We start from the raw sequence: 19,319 nt of genomic DNA on the forward strand, positions 1-19,319 counted from the left end.
ACGAATGAAAAAAATTACCGCTAGTTTATTGATTTTAGCGAGTGCATACTCGTTTGCTCAAAATACGCAAGAAAATACAAACAATCCTATTTTAACTGGGGCTCCATTTTTAAGAATTTCTCCTGACGCTCGTGCAGGTGGATTAGGAGACCAAGGGGTTGCAACTTCAGCAGATAATTATTCTCAGTTTTGGAATGCTGCGAAATATTCTTTCGCACAAGATTATTCAGGAATAGCATTTTCATATACTCCTTACATGAGTTCTTTAACAAATGATGTATTCTTGTTAAATGCTACTTATTATACATTTTTAGGACAAGAAGAGCGTAGTACTTTAGGAGCAAGTATTTACTATTTTAATATGGGAGAAATTCAGTTAAATAGTTTAAATGCTGCAACTGGAGATATTGTAAATAACGGTATTGCTAAACCAAACGAATTCTCTATCGATTTATCATACGGTTTACGTTTATCAGATACGTACTCGATGGCTGTTACTGGACGTTTCATTCGTTCGGATTTATTTAACGGTATTAGCGACGGAACGGTTCAACCAGCAAACACTTTCGCAGTAGATTTAGCAGGTTTCTACCAATCAGAAACAATGAGTACAAATAATTTTGAAGGTAAGTTACGAGGAGGTTTCCAAATTTCTAACATCGGACCAAAATTAGATTATTCAAATTCTGATGATAATGCATCTTATTTACCAACAACACTTCGTTTAGGAGTTGGTTATGATTTTAAATTTGATGATTACAATAAAATTGCTGTAACAACAGAGTTCTCTAAATTATTAGTACCTACACCAACTTATGAAAAAGATGCTGATGGTAACGAAATTCCAGGAACAAGATATATTCCTAATAAAGGTGTTTTAGATGGTATGTTTAGTTCATTTGGTGATGCGCCAGGTGGAGGTAAAGAAGAATTAAAAGAAATTATGTACTCTATTGGTGCAGAATACTCTTACAATGATGCTTTATTTATTCGTGGAGGTTACTTTCATGAGAGTCCTGTTAAAGGAGATCGTCAGCACGTAACATTAGGATTAGGATTAAAATACAATTCATTTGCATTTAATACATCTTATTTAATTCCGATGTCTAAAACAAACAATGCATTAGAAAATACATTACGTTTTGGAATTGCTTGGAATTTTGGAGGTGAAACTCAGAATAATTACGATTATTAATCGAAATAATACATAAAAAAGAGAGCTATTTAGCTCTCTTTTTTTATTTAAAATAAAGTAGATTTAATACTTATTCAGCTTTTCCTTTTACTCTAAATATTTTTCTAGAACTAACTGGATCATTAGAAGTGATTGTTACAGATTTATTAAAATCTCCTTTTACTTCACCAGTAGAATATTTAATTACAATATCTGTTGATTTTCCTGGTGCAATTGGTGTTGTTTGAAACTCAGGAACTGTACAACCACAAGATCCAACAACACTTTTTAAAATTAAAGGTTTATCTCCTGTATTTGTAACTTTCATTTTAGAAGTTGCAACAGTATTTGATTTTAAATTTCCAAATTGAACTTCATCTTTTTCTAAACTAAGTGTTTGTGCAGAAAGGCTAGATAAACCTAATGCGAAAACACCTAATAACATAACTTTTTTCATAATGATTATTATATAGTTATATCAAATTTACAAAAATTATACGTTTATAACTATTAAAATAAACTTAAATATTTACGTTATTTTTATAATTAAAATTGAACATCAATGTTATTCATTCTTCTATCAACTATTTTTTTATTTACAGTATTTAGTGGTTTTTCATCACTAATCAATAATAGTTATAATAAAGAGAAATTTTTAAGTATTGAGTTAGTTGCAGGAATTTTTATTGTAGGGCTTTCATCAGCTTATTTATCAATATTGTTTCCTTTAAATATATACACTGAGTTAATTATATTGGCTGTAGGAATTTTTTTATTTATTTATCACAGAAAAATAAAATGGATAAAGAGAATTAGTCAGTTTCCGAAAAGTCTATTCTTTATTAGTGTTATACTGTTATTTGTGTCGAGTATGAATGCTTATATATTTGATACATTTTCATATTATTTTCCTACTATAAAATGGTTAGATGATTATGGATTAGTAAAAGGATTGGCAAATTTTGACTTTAATTTAGGTCAAACATCTTTATGGCATATACTATCTGCAACATTCAATCAAACAATTGATCCTTATTACAAAATAAATTTTTTTATAACATTTGTCTTTCTATTATTTGTCTATGAAACAAAGAAATACATTTTGTTATTTGCATTGCCTTTTTCTTACTTATTTATAGCATCGCCTTCCCCAGATTTACCAGTAATTTTATTTTCAATTATCGCAATAATTAATTATAATTTATACAAATCTAAAGCGTCTATTTGCTTAGGAATGACAATAGGAGCAATGCTTATTGTTATAAAACCAATTGCATTTGTATTAGCGATATATTTCTTTGTTTTATGGTTAATTGATGTTAAGAATAAGCATTACAAAGAGATATTAATTGTAATTAGTATTGGATTATTGTTTGTACTAAAAAATATTATTCTAACTGCAAATATTACTTTTCCATTAAGTTACGGGAGTTTATCTAATTTAAATTATTCGATTCCAAAAGAGATTTATTATTTATCTTCTGTTGATGGAAGATATTCTATTCTACCGCATGTAGAATCTATTAATTATGAAGATTTTAAAAAATGGTCATCTATCGAGTATTACACATATTTATTTAAAAACATTAACCTTTCAATTTTTTTATACCTATTCATTGCATTTGTAAATTTTATTTTCATTGTATATTCTATTATAAAAAAAGAAAAAGAAAATATTCTTTTGTCAATCCTCATGTTTTTAAAAGTAGCTGTATTTTTTATTATTTCAATTCAATATCGTTTTATTTTAGATAATTTTTTAATTATAAGTAGTTTAATTTTAGTACAGTATACTGTCAGAATTATAAAAATTGGTATACCGATTTTTATAACATCTGTATTATTTGTTTTATCTAGTAATGTATTTGATAATAATGGATTACCTAATTTTATGAGAGGTATTTCTAAATATAGAATTTCTAATGTACTACAACCTAAATTATATATTGCTCAAACAAAAGAAATAAAGTATTCAAATTTTAATGCCAACTATGTTACAAATACTATTTTTTCGCTAAATGCTCCGCAACCCGCATTAAATAAAATATTGCTAAACAGATATAATATACAAGGATATTATCCCAAATTAATCAATGAAAAAAATATTAAAGAAGGGTTTATACTTGATAAAAAGGTTGTTGTGCTAAAAAAAGATTCTAAATAATATTTCTATTATCATATGTATTCTTGATAAGAATTCTTATTTTTGCGGAACTTTATTTTTTAAGAAATTACAAATGGAAATCGCATCAAAATATACACCTCAAGAAATTGAAGGAAAATGGTATGAATACTGGATGGAGAAGAAATATTTTAAATCAACTCCAGACCAAAGAAAAGCTTATACAATTGTAATTCCTCCACCTAACGTCACAGGTGTTTTACACATGGGACATATGTTAAATAATACGATTCAAGATGTTTTAATTCGTCGTGCTCGTATGCGTGGATACAATGCTTGTTGGGTTCCAGGAACAGATCATGCTTCTATTGCAACTGAAGCAAAAGTTGTTGCGAAATTAAAAGAACAAGGAATTTCTAAATTTGATATAGGTAGAGAAAAATTCTTAGAACACGCTTGGGATTGGACACATACGCATGGTGGAATTATCTTAGATCAGTTAAAGAAATTAGGAGCTTCTTGTGATTGGGATCGTACAAAATTTACAATGGATGCAGATTTATCAGAATCTGTACAACGTGTATTTATTGATCTTTACAATAAAGGATTAATTTACCGTGGATACCGTATGGTAAACTGGGATCCTGAAGCTAAAACAAATATTTCTGACGAAGAGGTTATCTACAAAGAGAAAAACGGAAAATTATATCATTTAAAATATAAAGTTGTTGGTTCTGATGACTACATTGTTGTTGCAACAACTCGTCCAGAAACTATTTTTGGAGATTCAGCAGTTTGTATTAATCCAAATGATGAACGTTACGACTGGTTAAAAGGAAAACAAGTTATTGTTCCTTTAGTTGGACGTGAAGTTAATATAATCGAAGACGAATATGTTGATTTAGAATTTGGAACAGGATGTCTTAAAGTTACTCCAGCTCATGATACAAATGATTATGAATTAGGGAAAAAACATAACTTAGAATTCATTGATATTTTTACAGATGATGCAAAATTAAACGATTACGGATTAAATTATGCCGGAATGGATCGTTTTAAAGCTCGTAAAGAAATCGAGAAAGAATTAGAAGAAAAAGGATTAATAGAAAAAGTAGAAAATTACACAAATAATGTAGGAACTTCTGAAAGAACTGGAGCTGTTATAGAGCCTAAGATTTCTAATCAATGGTTCTTAAAAATGACAGATTTAGCAAAACCTGCATTAGATAATGTAATGAATGATACAATTAAATTTCATCCTGCGAAATTTAAAAATACATACCGTAATTGGATGGAAAATGTAATAGATTGGAACATTTCTCGTCAATTATGGTGGGGACACCAAATTCCTGCATTTTTCTACGGAGAAGGAAATGAAGATTTTGTTGTGGCTTTAACAAAAGAAGAAGCTTTACCATTGGCACAAGAAAAAACAGGAAATTCAGCTTTAACACTTGATAATTTACGTCAAGATGAAGATGCTTTAGATACTTGGTTTTCTTCTTGGTTATGGCCAATGTCTGTTTTTAATGGAATAAATGAGCCAGATAACGAAGAAATTAATTACTATTACCCAACACAAGATTTAGTTACAGGTCCAGATATTATTTTCTTTTGGGTTGCACGTATGATTGTTGCTGGTTATGAATACCGTGAACAATTACCTTTCGAGAATGTATATTTTACAGGAATTGTTCGTGATAAACAAGGACGTAAAATGTCTAAATCTTTAGGTAATTCACCAGATCCAGTTGAGTTAATGAACGAGTACGGAGCTGATGCTACACGTATGGGAATGTTATTAACTGCACCTGCTGGTAATGATTTACCTTTCGACATCGATTTATGTTTACAAGGGCGTAACTTCGCTAACAAAATATGGAATGCCTTCCGTTTAATAAAAGGATGGGAAGTAAAAGAAGATTTAGAACAATCTTCTGCGCAAGCTAAAGCTGTTGAATGGTTTGAAAATAAATTTCAACAAACATTAGTTGAAATTGAACATAATTATGATCAATACCGTTTATCAGATTCGTTAATGGCAATCTATAAATTAATTTGGGATGATTTCTGTTCTTGGTATTTAGAAGCTATTAAACCAACATTTGGTGAGCCAATAGATGCAAAAACGTATCAGGCTACAATAGGATATTTAGAAAATGTTTTAAAAGTTTTACATCCATTTATGCCATTCTTAACAGAAGAAATATGGCAATTAATTGCAGATAGAACAGAAGATGAAGCATTAATTATTTCTGAATATCCAACAATAACTTCTTTTGACGAAACAATTATCAAACATTTCGAAAATACAAAAGAGGCAACTACTGCAATTCGTGGTTTACGTTCAGAAAAAGGAATGTCACCAAAAGAAGCTTTAGAAGTTTTTGCAGATGCACAAGCAGCATCAGAAATTTTTGTCGATGTATTCTCTAAATTAGGAAATGTTCCGAATTTTAATACAGGAAATAAACCAGAGAAAGGATTTGCTTTCCGTGTAGGTACATTAGAATTTATGGTACCAATGTCAGATAATATTGATGTTGAAGCTGAACGCGAAAAATTACAAAAGGAATTAGAATATAACAAAGGTTTCTTAAACTCGGTTCGTAAAAAGTTATCAAACGAAAAATTTGTTGCTGGAGCTCCAGAACAAGTTATCGTTAACGAGCGTAAAAAAGAAGCAGATGCATTAGAAAAAATTTCTCAGATAGAAGAGCAATTAGCAGCTTTATAATTTAATTATCACAATTTATTATATACAAAAACCACTTCGTAAGAAGTGGTTTTTTTGTTATACCATAACTTTCTACGGCTTTATATGAGCGAAATAGAATAGAATTCTTAAATTAGCGAACCTTAATAAAACTATGGATTTTATACAACTTCTTTTTATCGGAATTTTTACAGCAATTATCGGGACATCTATTCCTGGTTTGTTGAATATGACGGTTGTGAAAATTGGAAAACAAGAAGGTGAAAAGTCTGCTTATTCTTTTATTTTAGGAGCTTCTATTACAATTGCAATTCAAGTTTATTTAGCGATTTTCTTTGCGAAGTTTATCAACTTTAATGCAGAAGTAACAAAAATATTTAGAGAAGTTGGTTTATTTGTATTTGTTATAATCACAATTTACTTTTTATTTATAGCCAAGAGTAGAGATCGAAAAAAGAAACAAAACAAGTTAGATGAAATAGGAGAGGTGAAACAAAAAAATAAGTTGTTATATGGCTTATTCTTATCAGCTATTAATGTTTTTCCTATTCCTTTTTATGTTTTTTTAAGTGCTACGTTGGTTTCTTATAATATTGATATTTTTGGACAACCTAATAGTTCAATTTTTGCTTTAGGCGTTGTAATAGGTTCAGTATTGGTATTCTATTCTTATCTAAAAATTTTTAGAAATAAATCAGAGGATAATTCTTTTATCTTAAAGAATATAAATTATGTTATAGGTGGTATAACAAGTGTAGTTTCTCTTTTAACAATCTATCAATTATTTATAGCTTAATTAAATAGATTTTTGAAATTTGTACTCACAACTCACAACTCACAACTCACAACTCACAACTCACAACTCAATCCTATCATAACAAAAAAATCAGTTCCATTAAAATGAAACTGATTTGTATATTCACATGTATAGTGTGCTAATTTTATTTCTTGTCTTGTGCTCCGAAAACTTGTTGTAACAAAGAAGTAGTTCGTAAAGCAGAGTTTCCTCTAATACCAGCTTCTTTTTCTGCAACCATATTAAACACTCCATTTATTGCTTGTTGTGTAACATAAGCATTAAGGTTTGTATCAATTTTATTTCCAGTAAGTGTATTATACTTTGTAATTAAATTATTCCAAACTTTATCTGCACCAACTTTTCCTAAAGAAGCTTCAATTTTTGGTTGAAAAGCAATAGACAAATCGTTGTTTGTTTTAGATTTTAGAAAATTAGTTGCTGAATTATCTCCTCCTATTAAAATATTTTTAGCATCTGTAATTGTCATAGAAGACAAGGCATTTACAAAAATAGGAGCAGCTTCAGAAACAGCATCTTCTGCAGCACTGTTCAATAATTTTACACCTTTATCTGCTAAACTTCCCATACCTAAAGAACGTAGAGTACTTTCTACTTTTTGTAATTCCTCTGACATTAAAATCTTCGCAACAGGATTATTTAAAAAACCATTTTTTTGACTCAATGATTTTATTCCATCATTTAAACCAATAGATAAAGCTTCTTTTAAACCAGAAGCAACAGTAGAATTAGATAAACTGCTTAATTTAGTTAAAGACTCCGCAGAAATAGTCTGTGGTTGAGTTGGTGTCTCAACTTTTACAGAATCTTTTTTTACAACCGTTTTTTTATCTTTAGAATTGGTTTTCTTTTTATTGTTTTTAGCTTCAACTTCTTTTTTAATGTTACCAAAAATAGAATTTAAATCTTGTGCTTTGGCGTTGTTAAAAGCTGCAATAAAAATAAGGCTTGCTATAATTTTTTTCATTTGAAAAGGTTTTTAAAATTCACTTACAAAATGTAATTTAACTGAAGGGAATTTATCTTGCGTCATCTGAATTGTGAATGCAGAATCTGCCAAGAATACCAATTGATTAAATTTATCTCTTGCTAAATAACGTTGTTTAACGCGTTTAAATTCTTTAAATTCCTCCGTGTTTTCATCTTCAACTTCTACCCAACAAGCTTTGTGTACAGCAAATGGTTCGTAAGTCGCTTTAGCACTGTATTCATGCTCTAAACGATACTGAATAACTTCGTATTGTAATGCACCAACTGTACCAATAATTTTACGGTTATTCATTTCTAATGTAAATAACTGCGCAACACCTTCGTCCATTAACTGGTCAATACCTTTTTCCAATTGTTTTGCTTTCATTGGATCAGCATTGTTTATATAACGGAAATGTTCTGGAGAGAATGCAGGAATACCTTTAAAAGTAAATTTTTCACCTTCTGTTAATGTATCTCCAATACGGAAATTTCCTGTATCATGTAAACCAACAATATCACCAGCATAAGATTCATCAATAACTTCTTTTTTATCTGCAAAGAAAGCATTTGGTGCTGGGAATTTCATGTTTTTACCTTGACGTACATGGAAATAATTCTTGTTACGTTCAAATTTACCAGAAACAATTTTTATAAAAGCTAAACGGTCTCTGTGCTTAGGATCCATATTAGCATGGATTTTAAATACGAAACCAGAAAATTTATTTTCGTAAGGTTCAATTTCTCTTAAATCTGTTTCTTTAGATTGTGGAGTAGGAGCAATATCAACGAAAGCATCTAATAATTCGCGAACACCAAAATTATTTAATGCAGAACCAAAAAATACAGGTTGTAAATTTCCGTCCATATATTCTTGCATATCAAACTCTGGATAAACACCATCAATTAAATCAATTTCATTACGAAGATTTTCAGCATAATTAGTTCCAATTAAGTCGTCTAATTCTGGGTTTGCTAAATCTTCAATTTTAGTTGTTTCAGAAATTTTTTGTTTGTTGTCTCCAGAAAAAATATTGATATTTTTTTCCCAAATATTATAAATTCCTTTAAAAGTAGCACCAATACCAATTGGCCATGAAAGTGGAGTAACTTTTAAATCAAGTTTTTGTTCTACTTCGTCCATCAAGTCGAATGCATCTTTTCCTTCGCGGTCCATTTTATTAATAAAAACCAACATTGGAATTTTACGCATTCTACAAACTTCAACTAATTTGATTGTTTGTTCCTCAACCCCTTTTGCAACGTCAATTACTACAATAGCAGAATCAACAGCTGTTAAAGTACGAAAAGTGTCTTCAGCGAAATCTTTGTGACCAGGAGTATCTAAGATATTAATCTTTTTTCCTTTGTATTCAAAAGCTAAAACAGAAGTTGCAACTGAGATACCACGTTGGCGCTCAATTTCCATGAAATCGGAAGTTGCTCCTTTTTTTATTTTATTACTTTTTACAGCTCCTGCTTCTTGTATAGCACCCCCAAATAATAATAACTTTTCTGTTAAAGTTGTTTTTCCAGCATCTGGATGGGCTATAATTCCAAAGGTTTTTCGTTTATTTATTTCTTTTTCTAAAGACATTGTAATCAAATTTTCAGGTTGCAAAGATAGTCTATCTCAAGAAAACACGAAACATTAAATTAACGAATAGAATAATATAACCAAAAATACGTTAACTATAAACGACGTCAGATTTTATGAAAAAGATAATTTACTTTTTATTACTCCTTATAAATAGCTTTGTATTTGCACAACAATATCCTGTAATTCATCCATTAACAGGTGGTTTTACATTTGCAGGAGAAAAATTAGATAATAATCCACAAGCATTTGGAGTTGCTACACCAGTTGGAGCGGGTTGTAGTGTTAGTTTTTCTAATAATTATAAATTCTATTCTTTTAAGGCAAACTTTGATATGGTTTTTGCTTTTGATTTAATTGCTACAAAACCAGATTTTCGTTTTGTAGTGTGGAAATTAACCAAAGATAAATTACCAACTGCAATTTTTGAAAGAGGAGGAACTATAAGAGCTGATAGATCTGTAGAAGGATCAAGTAACGTAAAAGGATTAAGAGAGGGATTACCTAATATTTGTGAATCTAATTTTAATGCTGGTGCAATTGGTTATGCAAAGGCTTTTGAAGGTGGTGAGATTCTAAAAAAGGACGAAACAATAGTTATTGTTGTTTATGGAACATCTGATACAGAACTTTTTGATATAAAAGTAAATGTAGCAGAAGAAAGACAAATTAATACATTTAATAATCTTTGTGTAGGATTATCTTACACTTACAATCAAATTTTTGATGCTGTAAAAACCGATTCTGGTTTAACTGATATTAAATTATATACCAATAATGTATTTAATACAGAAATTAATTCAGGAACTACTTTTAGTACAGATACTACAATCTATGCGCAAGTAAGAGATGCATCTGGAAATTTGAAGTATATTTATACAGTTCCATTAAAATTTGTTCCAGAACATCAATTTAATATCAAAACAAGTATACAAACAGAATTTGCTTGTACCAATTCTTATGTTCTTCCTAGCGCAAGTGTTTTATTATCAAAATTGTTTGATTCTGTTTTACCAGAATATTCTATTTCATCAATCACAGTAAATGGAACTTACTATAATGCTGGAGATTCAGTTCCTTTAACTGTAGGAGAAGAAACTTCTATCAAAATAAAAGTAAAATATAACGGCGCATGTGTTATTGATTCTAATGAAATTTCCATTCCTTTAAAACAAGGAAGTCCAGTTTTATCAAATAATATTTCTGCTGCAACGTGTGATAATCAACATAAATTATTGTATTCTGAGGTTTATTCGAAATTAGGAATTGATGCAAGTCAGTATGACTTAGAAGTAAGCTTAAATGGAAGTGTAATTGCGAATGAGACATCAACAGCTATAACTTCAACATTAACGTATAAAGTTAAAATAAAATCAAAGTCTTCTGGTTGCGAAAGTAATGTTGTTGATTTTGTTGTAACAAAAACTTCACCTGCAAATATAGCTAATGCAACAATTGCTGGAATTTGTTTTGATGATTTTAAACAAGCAGATATAGATAATGCAGTTTCTACTATTCAGAATGGAAATGCTTATCAGTTAAAATATTTTCAAGAAAATGGAACTGAGTTGGTATCTACTTCATTGTTAGAATTTATAAAGAATACTAAAAACGGAAAAATAATTGTAAAAGCACTTGCTTCTAATAATACAGGTATTTGTGATACGACAGTCGAATTATCTTTTAATTTAAATCAATCATCATTTAATAAAGTTGAAAATATTGAAACTTTAAAATCTTCTTGTTCAGAAGTTGGTTTAGGTTACACATTTTCTAAATCTGAAATAGAAAATTATTTAAAAGCAAAATTAGGTCGTACAGATATTATTTTTTCTGGAATAAATGATACATCACTTGCAGACAATCAAGCAGGTTCTATCAAATTCAAAGTTCAGGTGAATGGTGAAAGTTGTTGGTCAGAAGAAATGATTTTACCTTTACAAGTTTTTACAAAACCTAATGTAGCAGAAGCTTCAAAAGAATTGCAAGCAGATTGTAATAATTTGATAACAATAAATGAAACGACATTAAAAGAATTATTTGGAGCAAATTCTACAACAGATTTCAACTATCAAATTCAGCATACTAATTCAACACCATTAACGTTTGATGGAAGTGGAAAAGCATACGTAAAAGTTCTTTTCAAGAATAAATTAGATGAAAATTGTTTTGTAGAAAAGACAATTACAATTAATAAAACACAAGAATTAGTTGTAGACACTGCTTTATTAGAGAGCTTTACAAAAGCAAACGAAATTATTTATTGTGAGGATAATAGTAATGTAGCTAAAAATCAAATTCAAGTTATTTTAGATTATATTAAAACTCAATATCCTACTTTGGTTGCGCAATCAACCGTAGATGAAATTTATTCTAAATTTAATTCAAACAAAGGAGAAGTCGAGGTCGTATTTAATGATCCAAGTTTTTGTGGAAATGCTACTGTAAAATTATACTATCAAAAAAATAACTTACCAACAATTGTAGTTCCTGAAAATGGAACAGTTTGTAGTGGAGAATTGTTTGTATTAGATTTTACATCTCAAACAAATTACTCAAACTATAATTATAGTGTAGAAAAGAATGATGGTTCTAGAGTTGCAGGAATAGATAAGTTTGAATTAAATGTTGGAACTTACAAGATTACAATAGAAGATAGAATAACGAATTGTAGTGTTGTAAAAACATTAGTTATTGCAAATTCTGAATTACCAACAATAGAAAAAATAACAATTAATCAAGGTAATATTACAATTATTGCAAAAGGTAATGGAAGTTTAGAGTATGCTTTGTTTGATGATAAAGGAAACATTGTTGTAAATTGGCAAGCGAAAAATGCTTTAGATGTTCCAGCAGGAAATATCAATAATAATTTTACGGTTAAAGTGAGATTAAATAACTGTGGAACAACAGAGGTATCTGACTTAGTTTATCTCGATTTACCAAATTTTGTTTCTCCTAATGGAGATGGTAAAAACGACCTTTGGCAACCAATGAGAAAAAATGGACAAGCAACTGATACTAAAAATTCTTATAAGTTGATAATTTTTGATAGATTTGGAAAACAAATTTTAACACAAGAAGGTATTAACATTATTAAATGGGATGGGACACATTTAGGAAAGCCCGTTGCAGATGGAACATACTGGTACTTATTAGAATTTTCTAAAGAGAGCAGTATATTAAATGTTCAATATTCGGGTAGTATATTAGTTAAACGAAAGGTCAATTAATTGATTGAAATATTTTATGAAGAGAATACCATACATACTTATAACATTATTATCATTAACAAACGTTGATGCACAACAGGGTTTACCATTTTATAATCACTATTTAGTGAGCGATAGAATGTTAATCAACCCTTCATATGCAGGACAAGATCCTAATGTAATTTCTATAGCAGGTACGCACCGTAATCAATGGGACGATTTACCAGAAAGCCCAAGTACACAAACCGTAAGTGCTCATGGTATTGTAGCAGATCGATTAGCGTTAGGACTTCAATTTTTTAATGATAGAAATGGAGCGGTTAGTATGACAGGTTTTGGTTTAAATGCAGCTTATCATATTCCAATTAATGATCGTTATGATGACGAAGATCCAAATGTTTTTTCGTTTGGTGTTGGTGCTTCTAATGTATCGCAACGTTTCGATTATTCTAAAATAATTGTAGAAGACCCATCAGATCCAGCTTTACAACAAGATAGATATTCAACTTTTTTTGCAAATCTTGGTTTATCTTTTAAATATGCAGGATTTTTTGGAGGTGTTTCTGTATTAGATATTCCTTTAACTCAAAATATAAATTACGTAAACAATATAGAGCCTTTACCAACGTGGTATTATTTTAATTTTGGTTATAAATGGTATGTTAGCGATGGTATCGCTTTTGAACCATCTTTGGTTTATAATCTTAATTCAAGTTCAGAACGTCATTTGGATATTAATTTCATGACCCATTTAGGTTTTGGAGATAATAATCAAGGAGTTGATATTGGAATTGGATATAAACAAGGAATGGATTCACAAAATAGTAATCCTTTATTCATATCTCCAATTTTAAAGTTTAAAGTTGGTTCTTTAAAAGCTGGTGTTTCGTATGATATTGGTTTATCCGACTATCAAGTTGATGGAAGAAAGAATGGAATGTTATTTAGTTTAGGATTCGATTTACAAAACCCTTTGGGAGAGCGTTTCTCTTACTAATATATTCTATCTTTTTTACTATAATTTCATAACAGTTTTAAATTTATTAAAACTGTTAATTTTTTTTTAAATCGATATTGATTTAAAGTCTACTTTTGTTTTAAATATTTTTTTAGATGATTTCAAATGTGCAACTTCGGTTACAGTTTCTTGTTTTGCTTTGGGGCTTTACAGGTGTTTTTGGAAAATTAGTGACAATGAGTGCTTTACCAATGGTTTGGTATCGCGTATTGATTGCTGCTGTAGTCGTTTTTATTTACATGAAATTTAAAAAAACGAGCCTTGAAATATCTAAAAAAGAATTATTAACCTTACTTGGTATTGGTGGAATTGTTGGTTTGCATTGGTTTAGTTTTTATTTATCAATAAAATTATCCAATGTCTCAATTGCTTTAAGTACGTTGTCAATGGGCGCACTTTTTAGCTCAATCTTAGAACCCATATTTTTTAAAAGGAAAATTAATATTTTAGAAGTTCTTCTTTCTGTTATTGTTTCTGCCTGTGTTATTGTTATTTTTAATGCAACACCAGAATACAAGTTAGGAATATTTATAGGTGTAATATGTAGTTTATTATCAGCACTTTTTGCAGTTTTAAACTCTAAATACACCAAGTCTATAAAACCAACAAAAGTTACACTGTATGAAATGATAGGTGGTGTTATTACCTTATCAGTGGTTATGATAGCTTTTCAACCAGAAGGAATTTTAGAGGTTATAAATATTAGCTGGCAAAATTTTGGTTGGTTATTATTATTAGGAGTTGTTTTTACTGCACTGGCACAAATAGAATCTGTAGATTTACTAAAACATGTAAGCTCTTTTACTTTAATGCTTAACGTTAATTTAGAACCCGTTTATGGTATCATTTTGGCAAGTCTTATTTTTGGTGATTCAGAACACATGACTCCTGTCTTTTACATTGCTACTACTGTAATGATATTATCTATATTAGTTAACGGTATTTTAAAAGTGAAATTTTTCAAATAAATTATAGTCAAAAAGACGCATTTATTTCTCAGAATCCTTATCATTTAATACCTTTGGTGTTATTCAAAAAATAAAACCACAAGCGTATGATTCGCTCTATTATTACAGGAGTTGGGCACTATGTACCCGAGAGAGTTGTGACAAACTTTGATTTAGCAGAGGTAATGGATACCAATGATGAATGGATTCAAGAAAGAACAGGTATTCAAGAAAGAAGACATGTTGAAAAAGATTCAAGAGTATCATCGACAGATTTAGGTGTTATAGCTGCTAAAAATGCATTAGAAGATGCAGGAATTACTGCTCAAGATATAGACTTTATATTATTTGCTACATTATCACCAGATTATTATTTTCCTGGAAATGGTGTTTTAGTACAAAAAGAATTAGGTTGTAGAACAATTGGAGCAATGGATATTCGTAACCAATGTTCAGGATTTGTTTATGCAATGACAACAGCCGATGCGTTTATAAAATCTGGAATATATAAAAATATTTTAGTAATAGGAGCAGAAGTGCATTCTTTTGGTTTAGACATGTCAGATGATGGTCGTGGAGTTTCAGTTATTTTTGGAGATGGAGCAGGAGCAGTTATTGTTTCGGCAACAGAAGAAAAAGGAAGAGGAATTTTATCTACTAATTTACATTCAGAAGGTGAATATGCAGAAGAATTAGCTGTTTTATTTCCTGGAACTAAAACTGGTTGGTCTGATGAATTACTGAAAGAAGGAAATTCTTTAACAAAAAAAGAAATTTATCCTTACATGAACGGGAATTATGTGTTTAAACATGCCGTAACACGTTTTCCAGAATCAATTATAGAAGCATTAACTGCAGCCAATAAAAAACCAGAGGATTTAGATTTGTTTATTCCGCATCAGGCGAATTTACGTATATCTCAATTTGTTCAAAAACAATTGGGATTACCAGATAATAAGGTATATAATAATATTATGCGTTATGGTAATACAACAGCAGCATCTATTCCAATTGCTTTAAGTGAAGCAAAAAAAGAAGGAAAAATTAATAAAGGAGATTTAGTTTTAATGACAGCTTTTGGAGCTGGTTTTACTTGGGGTTCTGTTTTAATGAATTGGTAATTTTATAGCTATCTTAAAATGAAAAAGTTTTTATTTATATTTTTAATCGGAACGATTACTCTATTTGCTCAAACAGTTAATAAGAGTATTGAAAGAGATTTTAATGCTTACAGTAAATTAATCGTTGAGAAAAAAATAGATAAAGCGATGGAATATATTAATCCAAAATTATTCAATATCGCTACTAAAGAGCAAATGATTGCGATGTTAGAAAGCATTTATAATGTTCCAGAGATTGACATTAAGCTATCTATGCCAACAATAGATTCTTATGGAAATTTACAAACCGTTGAAGGTATAAATTATGTTAAGATTCAGGTAACTACACCTATAGAAATGAAATTTAATAATCCCGAATTTAAAGATGAAATGATACCTCTTTATTTAGCTTCTTTTGAGCAAGAGTTTGGGAAAGGTAATGTTGTTTTTGATGAGAAAGTTAAAGCATTTAAAATTTCATCATCTAATCCAGTTATCGCGAGTTCTACAGATCAAAACAAAAATTGGAAATTCATAACAGTAGATAATAAAGAAGTAAGTGTATTGCTGGAAACAATTGTTCCACTTGAAGTTTTAGAATAATATTATTTATAAATACAATAAATCTAAAAACCAGATAACTTTTTGATTATAAAAAATCATTAATTTATCTGGTTTTCTATTGCCTCAAAAATGGTTTTCTACTTCTTTATTTCGATGTAAAGTTTTACCTTTGCTCAATAAATTAGACGACAAATGTTTAGAACAAATACTTGTGGAGAACTTACACAAGCCAATATTAACGAGAAAGTAACTTTAAGCGGATGGGTTTCAACACTTCGCGATAAAGGTTTTATGGTTTGGATAGATTTACGTGACCGTTACGGAATTACTCAAATTATTTTAGATGAAGATCGTTCTTCTAAAGAATTATTTGAAACAGCTCGTAAACTAGGAAGAGAATTTGTAATTCAAGTTTCAGGAACTGTAATCGAAAGAGCTTCTAAAAATCCAAATATCCCAACTGGAGAAATTGAAATTTTAGCAGATTCAATTACTATTTTAAATGAATCAGCTTTACCACCATTTACAATTGATGACAATACAGATGGGGGAGAAGACATTCGTATGAAATATCGTTATTTAGATATTCGTCGTAATCCAGTAAAAAATAAACTAATCTTTCGTTCTAAAGTAGCGCAAGAAGTTCGTAAATATTTAGATGCACAAGATTTTGTTGAGGTTGAAACACCAGTATTAATAAAATCTACTCCAGAGGGAGCAAGAGATTTTGTTGTACCATCTAGAATGAATCCAGGAGAATTTTATGCATTACCTCAATCACCACAAACATTTAAACAATTGTTGATGGTTGGAGGTTTAGATAAATATTTTCAGATTGTAAAATGTTTTCGTGACGAGGATTTACGTGCAGACCGTCAACCAGAGTTTACTCAAATCGACTGTGAAATGTCTTTTGTTGAGCAAGAAGACATCATGAATGTTTTTGAAGGTTTAGCAAAACATTTATTACACACTTTTAAAGGTTTAGAATTTGGAGATTTTCCTCGTATGACATTTGCAGATGCAATGCGTCGTTATGGAAATGATAAACCAGATATTCGTTTTGGAATGGAGTTTGGCGAAATTACAGATTTAGCTAAAGGGCATGATTTCAAAATATTTGATGAGCAAGAATTAATTGTTGGTATTGCAGCAGAAGGTTGTAATAGCTATACAAGAAAAGATATTGATAAATTAATAGAGTGGGTTCAACGTCCACAAATCGCAGCAACTGGTTTAGTTTGGGTTCGTTGTAATGAAGACGGAACATACAAATCTTCTGTAGACAAATTCTATACACAAGAAGATTTAGCAGCTTGGGCAGAAAGAATGAATGCAAAAGCTGGTGATTTATTATTGGTAATGTCTGGTAACACAAATAAAGTTCGTGCACAATTATCTGCATTACGTATGGAAATAGCAGAACGTTTAGGTTTACGTAAACCAGACGAATTTGCTCCACTTTGGGTTGTAGATTTTCCATTATTAGAATGGGACGAAGAATCTGAACGTTACCATGCAATGCACCACCCATTTACATCTCCAAAACCAGAAGATATGGAATTAATAGATTCTAATCCAGGAGAAGTTCGTGCGAATGCTTATGATTTAGTATTAAACGGAAATGAAATTGGAGGAGGTTCTATTCGTATTTTTGATAAGAATATCCAAGCAAGAATGTTCGAATTATTAGGATTTACAGCAGAACAAGCAGAAGCTCAGTTTGGTTTCTTAATGAATGCTTTTAAATATGGAGCACCACCACATGGAGGTTTAGCATTTGGTTTCGACCGTTTTGTATCTATTTTAGATGGGTCAGAAACTATTCGTGATTACATTGCATTCCCTAAAAATAATTCGGGAAGAGACGTAATGATTGATGCACCAGCAGCAATAGATCAAACACAAATGGATGAATTATTTATTCAATCTAATGTTGTAGAAAAATAATAAGTTTAAAAAACTTAAATATAAAAAATGCCTTAAATTACTTTAAGGCATTTTTTATATTTAAAACGTAATAAATATTAATTCAGATTAATGATAAATTTATCGTCTAATTTTTCTGATTTAACGGCAGAAATAGATTTTGAAAACATCAACAATCTATTTACTGTGGATTTTTTTGGCTCTAATTTTTCTGTGTAAAACTTAATCATATACGACTTACTTTATAAATAAACGCAAGTAATTAAGTTTTATTTTTTAATCAACTGTTAAAATAATGTTATTATTCTCAATAACTTTTCTCAAGTTGATAATAGCGTATCGCATTCTACCTAGAGCAGTATTAATGCTAACACCCGTTTCTTCTGCAATCTCTTTAAAACTAAGTTCTTTAAAAATTCTTAATTCTAATACTTCGCGCTGATCATCTGGTAATTGAGTTACTAAATAACGTAAATCTTGATCAATTTGATTTTTTATAATTTTAGTTTCAGAGCATTCGTCCGAATTTCCTAGAAAGTCAAAAATATTATATTCATCATCGCTGCTACCAGAAGATTCTCTTACTGTAGGCATTTTTTTGTTAGAACGAAAGTAATCAATAGTTAAATTATGCGCAATACGCATTACCCATGGTAGAAACTTGCCTTCTTCGTTATATCCTCCACCTTTAAGTGTTAGAATAACTTTGATAAATGTGTCTTGAAATATATCTTCTGTGACATCCTTTTCCATTACCTTAGAAAAGATGAAACTGTATATCCTACTTTTGTACTTGTCTATTAATATTTCTAAAGCACTTTCATTACCATTAATGTAATCTCTAATTAGTAATGAATCTTTTTCGTAATTCATAGTTTAGTATTTTGATTAAAAAAGTAGATTTTTATCTATAGGCTAAAATTTTTGTTGAGAGACAAATATAGAGAACAAAAAATAAATTTGTATAAAATTAACAAAAAAAAACTTTAAAAACTTTAAAATATTCTTAAAAAATGATTTTTTATACCTTTTGATGCCGTTTATATTAAATTTATGTTAACCAAAATAATTAATAAGCGTTTATTAAATGGATATAAGAAAAAATAAAATGTATTGATAATATGCTTTTTTCTTTAATAGAGCTTGATTTGAAG

General features: G+C 29.6%; 14 protein-coding genes. 10 read left to right on the forward strand and 4 right to left on the reverse strand.

Annotated features, from left to right (window positions below):
• Nucleotides 1–4 precede the first annotated feature (4 nt).
• Entirely contained in the window at nt 5–1,195 is a 1,191-nt protein-coding gene (porV, locus tag BUA86_RS04655) for a type IX secretion system outer membrane channel protein PorV (RefSeq protein WP_072930314.1), read from the forward strand.
• A 70-nt stretch (nt 1,196–1,265) separates the two neighbouring features.
• Here the strand turns inward: porV and BUA86_RS04660 are convergent, their stop codons facing one another.
• Entirely contained in the window at nt 1,266–1,631 is a 366-nt protein-coding gene (locus BUA86_RS04660; protein ID WP_072930315.1) for a DUF1573 domain-containing protein, read from the reverse strand.
• 105 nt (nt 1,632–1,736) lie between these two features.
• On the opposite strand from BUA86_RS04660, the gene BUA86_RS04665 reads away from it, so the two are divergent.
• The 3 genes from BUA86_RS04665 to BUA86_RS04675 all read left to right on the forward strand — a co-directional run bounded on the left by BUA86_RS04665 (nt 1,737) and on the right by BUA86_RS04675 (nt 6,808).
• Nucleotides 1,737–3,338, forward strand: a complete 1,602-nt coding sequence (locus BUA86_RS04665) for an LIC_10190 family membrane protein (protein WP_143147240.1) — start codon at nt 1,737–1,739, stop codon at nt 3,336–3,338.
• A 73-nt stretch (nt 3,339–3,411) separates the two neighbouring features.
• Nucleotides 3,412–6,033 (forward strand): valine--tRNA ligase, encoded by a 2,622-nt coding sequence (locus BUA86_RS04670; RefSeq protein WP_072930319.1) that lies wholly within the window; start codon nt 3,412–3,414, stop codon nt 6,031–6,033.
• A gap of 133 nt (nt 6,034–6,166) precedes the next feature.
• Nucleotides 6,167–6,808, forward strand: a complete 642-nt coding sequence (locus tag BUA86_RS04675; protein WP_072930320.1) for a LysE family transporter — start codon at nt 6,167–6,169, stop codon at nt 6,806–6,808.
• Between the two features lie 145 nt (nt 6,809–6,953).
• Here the strand turns inward: BUA86_RS04675 and BUA86_RS04680 are convergent, their stop codons facing one another.
• Nucleotides 6,954–7,796 carry a DUF4197 domain-containing protein gene (locus BUA86_RS04680; protein WP_072930322.1) on the reverse strand — a complete coding sequence of 281 codons (843 nt, stop codon included), beginning with the start codon at nt 7,794–7,796 and terminating at the stop codon, nt 6,954–6,956.
• A gap of 12 nt (nt 7,797–7,808) precedes the next feature.
• Nucleotides 7,809–9,395 carry a peptide chain release factor 3 gene (locus tag BUA86_RS04685; RefSeq protein WP_072930324.1) on the reverse strand — a complete coding sequence of 529 codons (1,587 nt, stop codon included), beginning with the start codon at nt 9,393–9,395 and terminating at the stop codon, nt 7,809–7,811.
• Between the two features lie 116 nt (nt 9,396–9,511).
• Between BUA86_RS04685 and BUA86_RS04690 the strand changes: the two genes are divergently transcribed.
• From BUA86_RS04690 to aspS, 6 genes are all read left to right on the forward strand, one after another.
• Nucleotides 9,512–12,628 carry a T9SS type B sorting domain-containing protein gene (locus tag BUA86_RS04690; protein WP_072930326.1) on the forward strand — a complete coding sequence of 1,039 codons (3,117 nt, stop codon included), beginning with the start codon at nt 9,512–9,514 and terminating at the stop codon, nt 12,626–12,628.
• A 16-nt stretch (nt 12,629–12,644) separates the two neighbouring features.
• Nucleotides 12,645–13,604 carry a PorP/SprF family type IX secretion system membrane protein gene (locus BUA86_RS04695; RefSeq protein ID WP_072930328.1) on the forward strand — a complete coding sequence of 320 codons (960 nt, stop codon included), beginning with the start codon at nt 12,645–12,647 and terminating at the stop codon, nt 13,602–13,604.
• A gap of 116 nt (nt 13,605–13,720) precedes the next feature.
• Nucleotides 13,721–14,593 carry a DMT family transporter gene (locus tag BUA86_RS04700; protein ID WP_072930329.1) on the forward strand — a complete coding sequence of 291 codons (873 nt, stop codon included), beginning with the start codon at nt 13,721–13,723 and terminating at the stop codon, nt 14,591–14,593.
• Between the two features lie 86 nt (nt 14,594–14,679).
• The gene (locus BUA86_RS04705) at nt 14,680–15,693 is read left to right on the forward strand and encodes a 3-oxoacyl-ACP synthase III family protein (protein WP_072930331.1); all 1,014 of its coding nucleotides are present in this window, start codon (nt 14,680–14,682) and stop codon (nt 15,691–15,693) included.
• Nucleotides 15,694–15,711: 18 nt separating this feature from the next.
• The gene (locus BUA86_RS04710; RefSeq protein ID WP_072930333.1) at nt 15,712–16,275 is read left to right on the forward strand and encodes a hypothetical protein; all 564 of its coding nucleotides are present in this window, start codon (nt 15,712–15,714) and stop codon (nt 16,273–16,275) included.
• Nucleotides 16,276–16,428: 153 nt separating this feature from the next.
• Entirely contained in the window at nt 16,429–18,186 is a 1,758-nt protein-coding gene (aspS, locus tag BUA86_RS04715; RefSeq protein ID WP_072930335.1) for an aspartate--tRNA ligase, read from the forward strand.
• 255 nt (nt 18,187–18,441) lie between these two features.
• Here aspS and BUA86_RS04720 read toward each other — a convergent pair whose 3' ends face one another.
• The gene (locus tag BUA86_RS04720) at nt 18,442–19,038 is read right to left on the reverse strand and encodes an RNA polymerase sigma factor (RefSeq protein WP_072930337.1); all 597 of its coding nucleotides are present in this window, start codon (nt 19,036–19,038) and stop codon (nt 18,442–18,444) included.
• Nucleotides 19,039–19,319 lie beyond the last annotated feature (281 nt).

The organism is Chishuiella changwenlii, assembly GCF_900142565.1.
In the GTDB taxonomy this organism is placed as follows: Bacteria; Bacteroidota; Bacteroidia; order Flavobacteriales; family Weeksellaceae; genus Empedobacter; species Empedobacter changwenlii.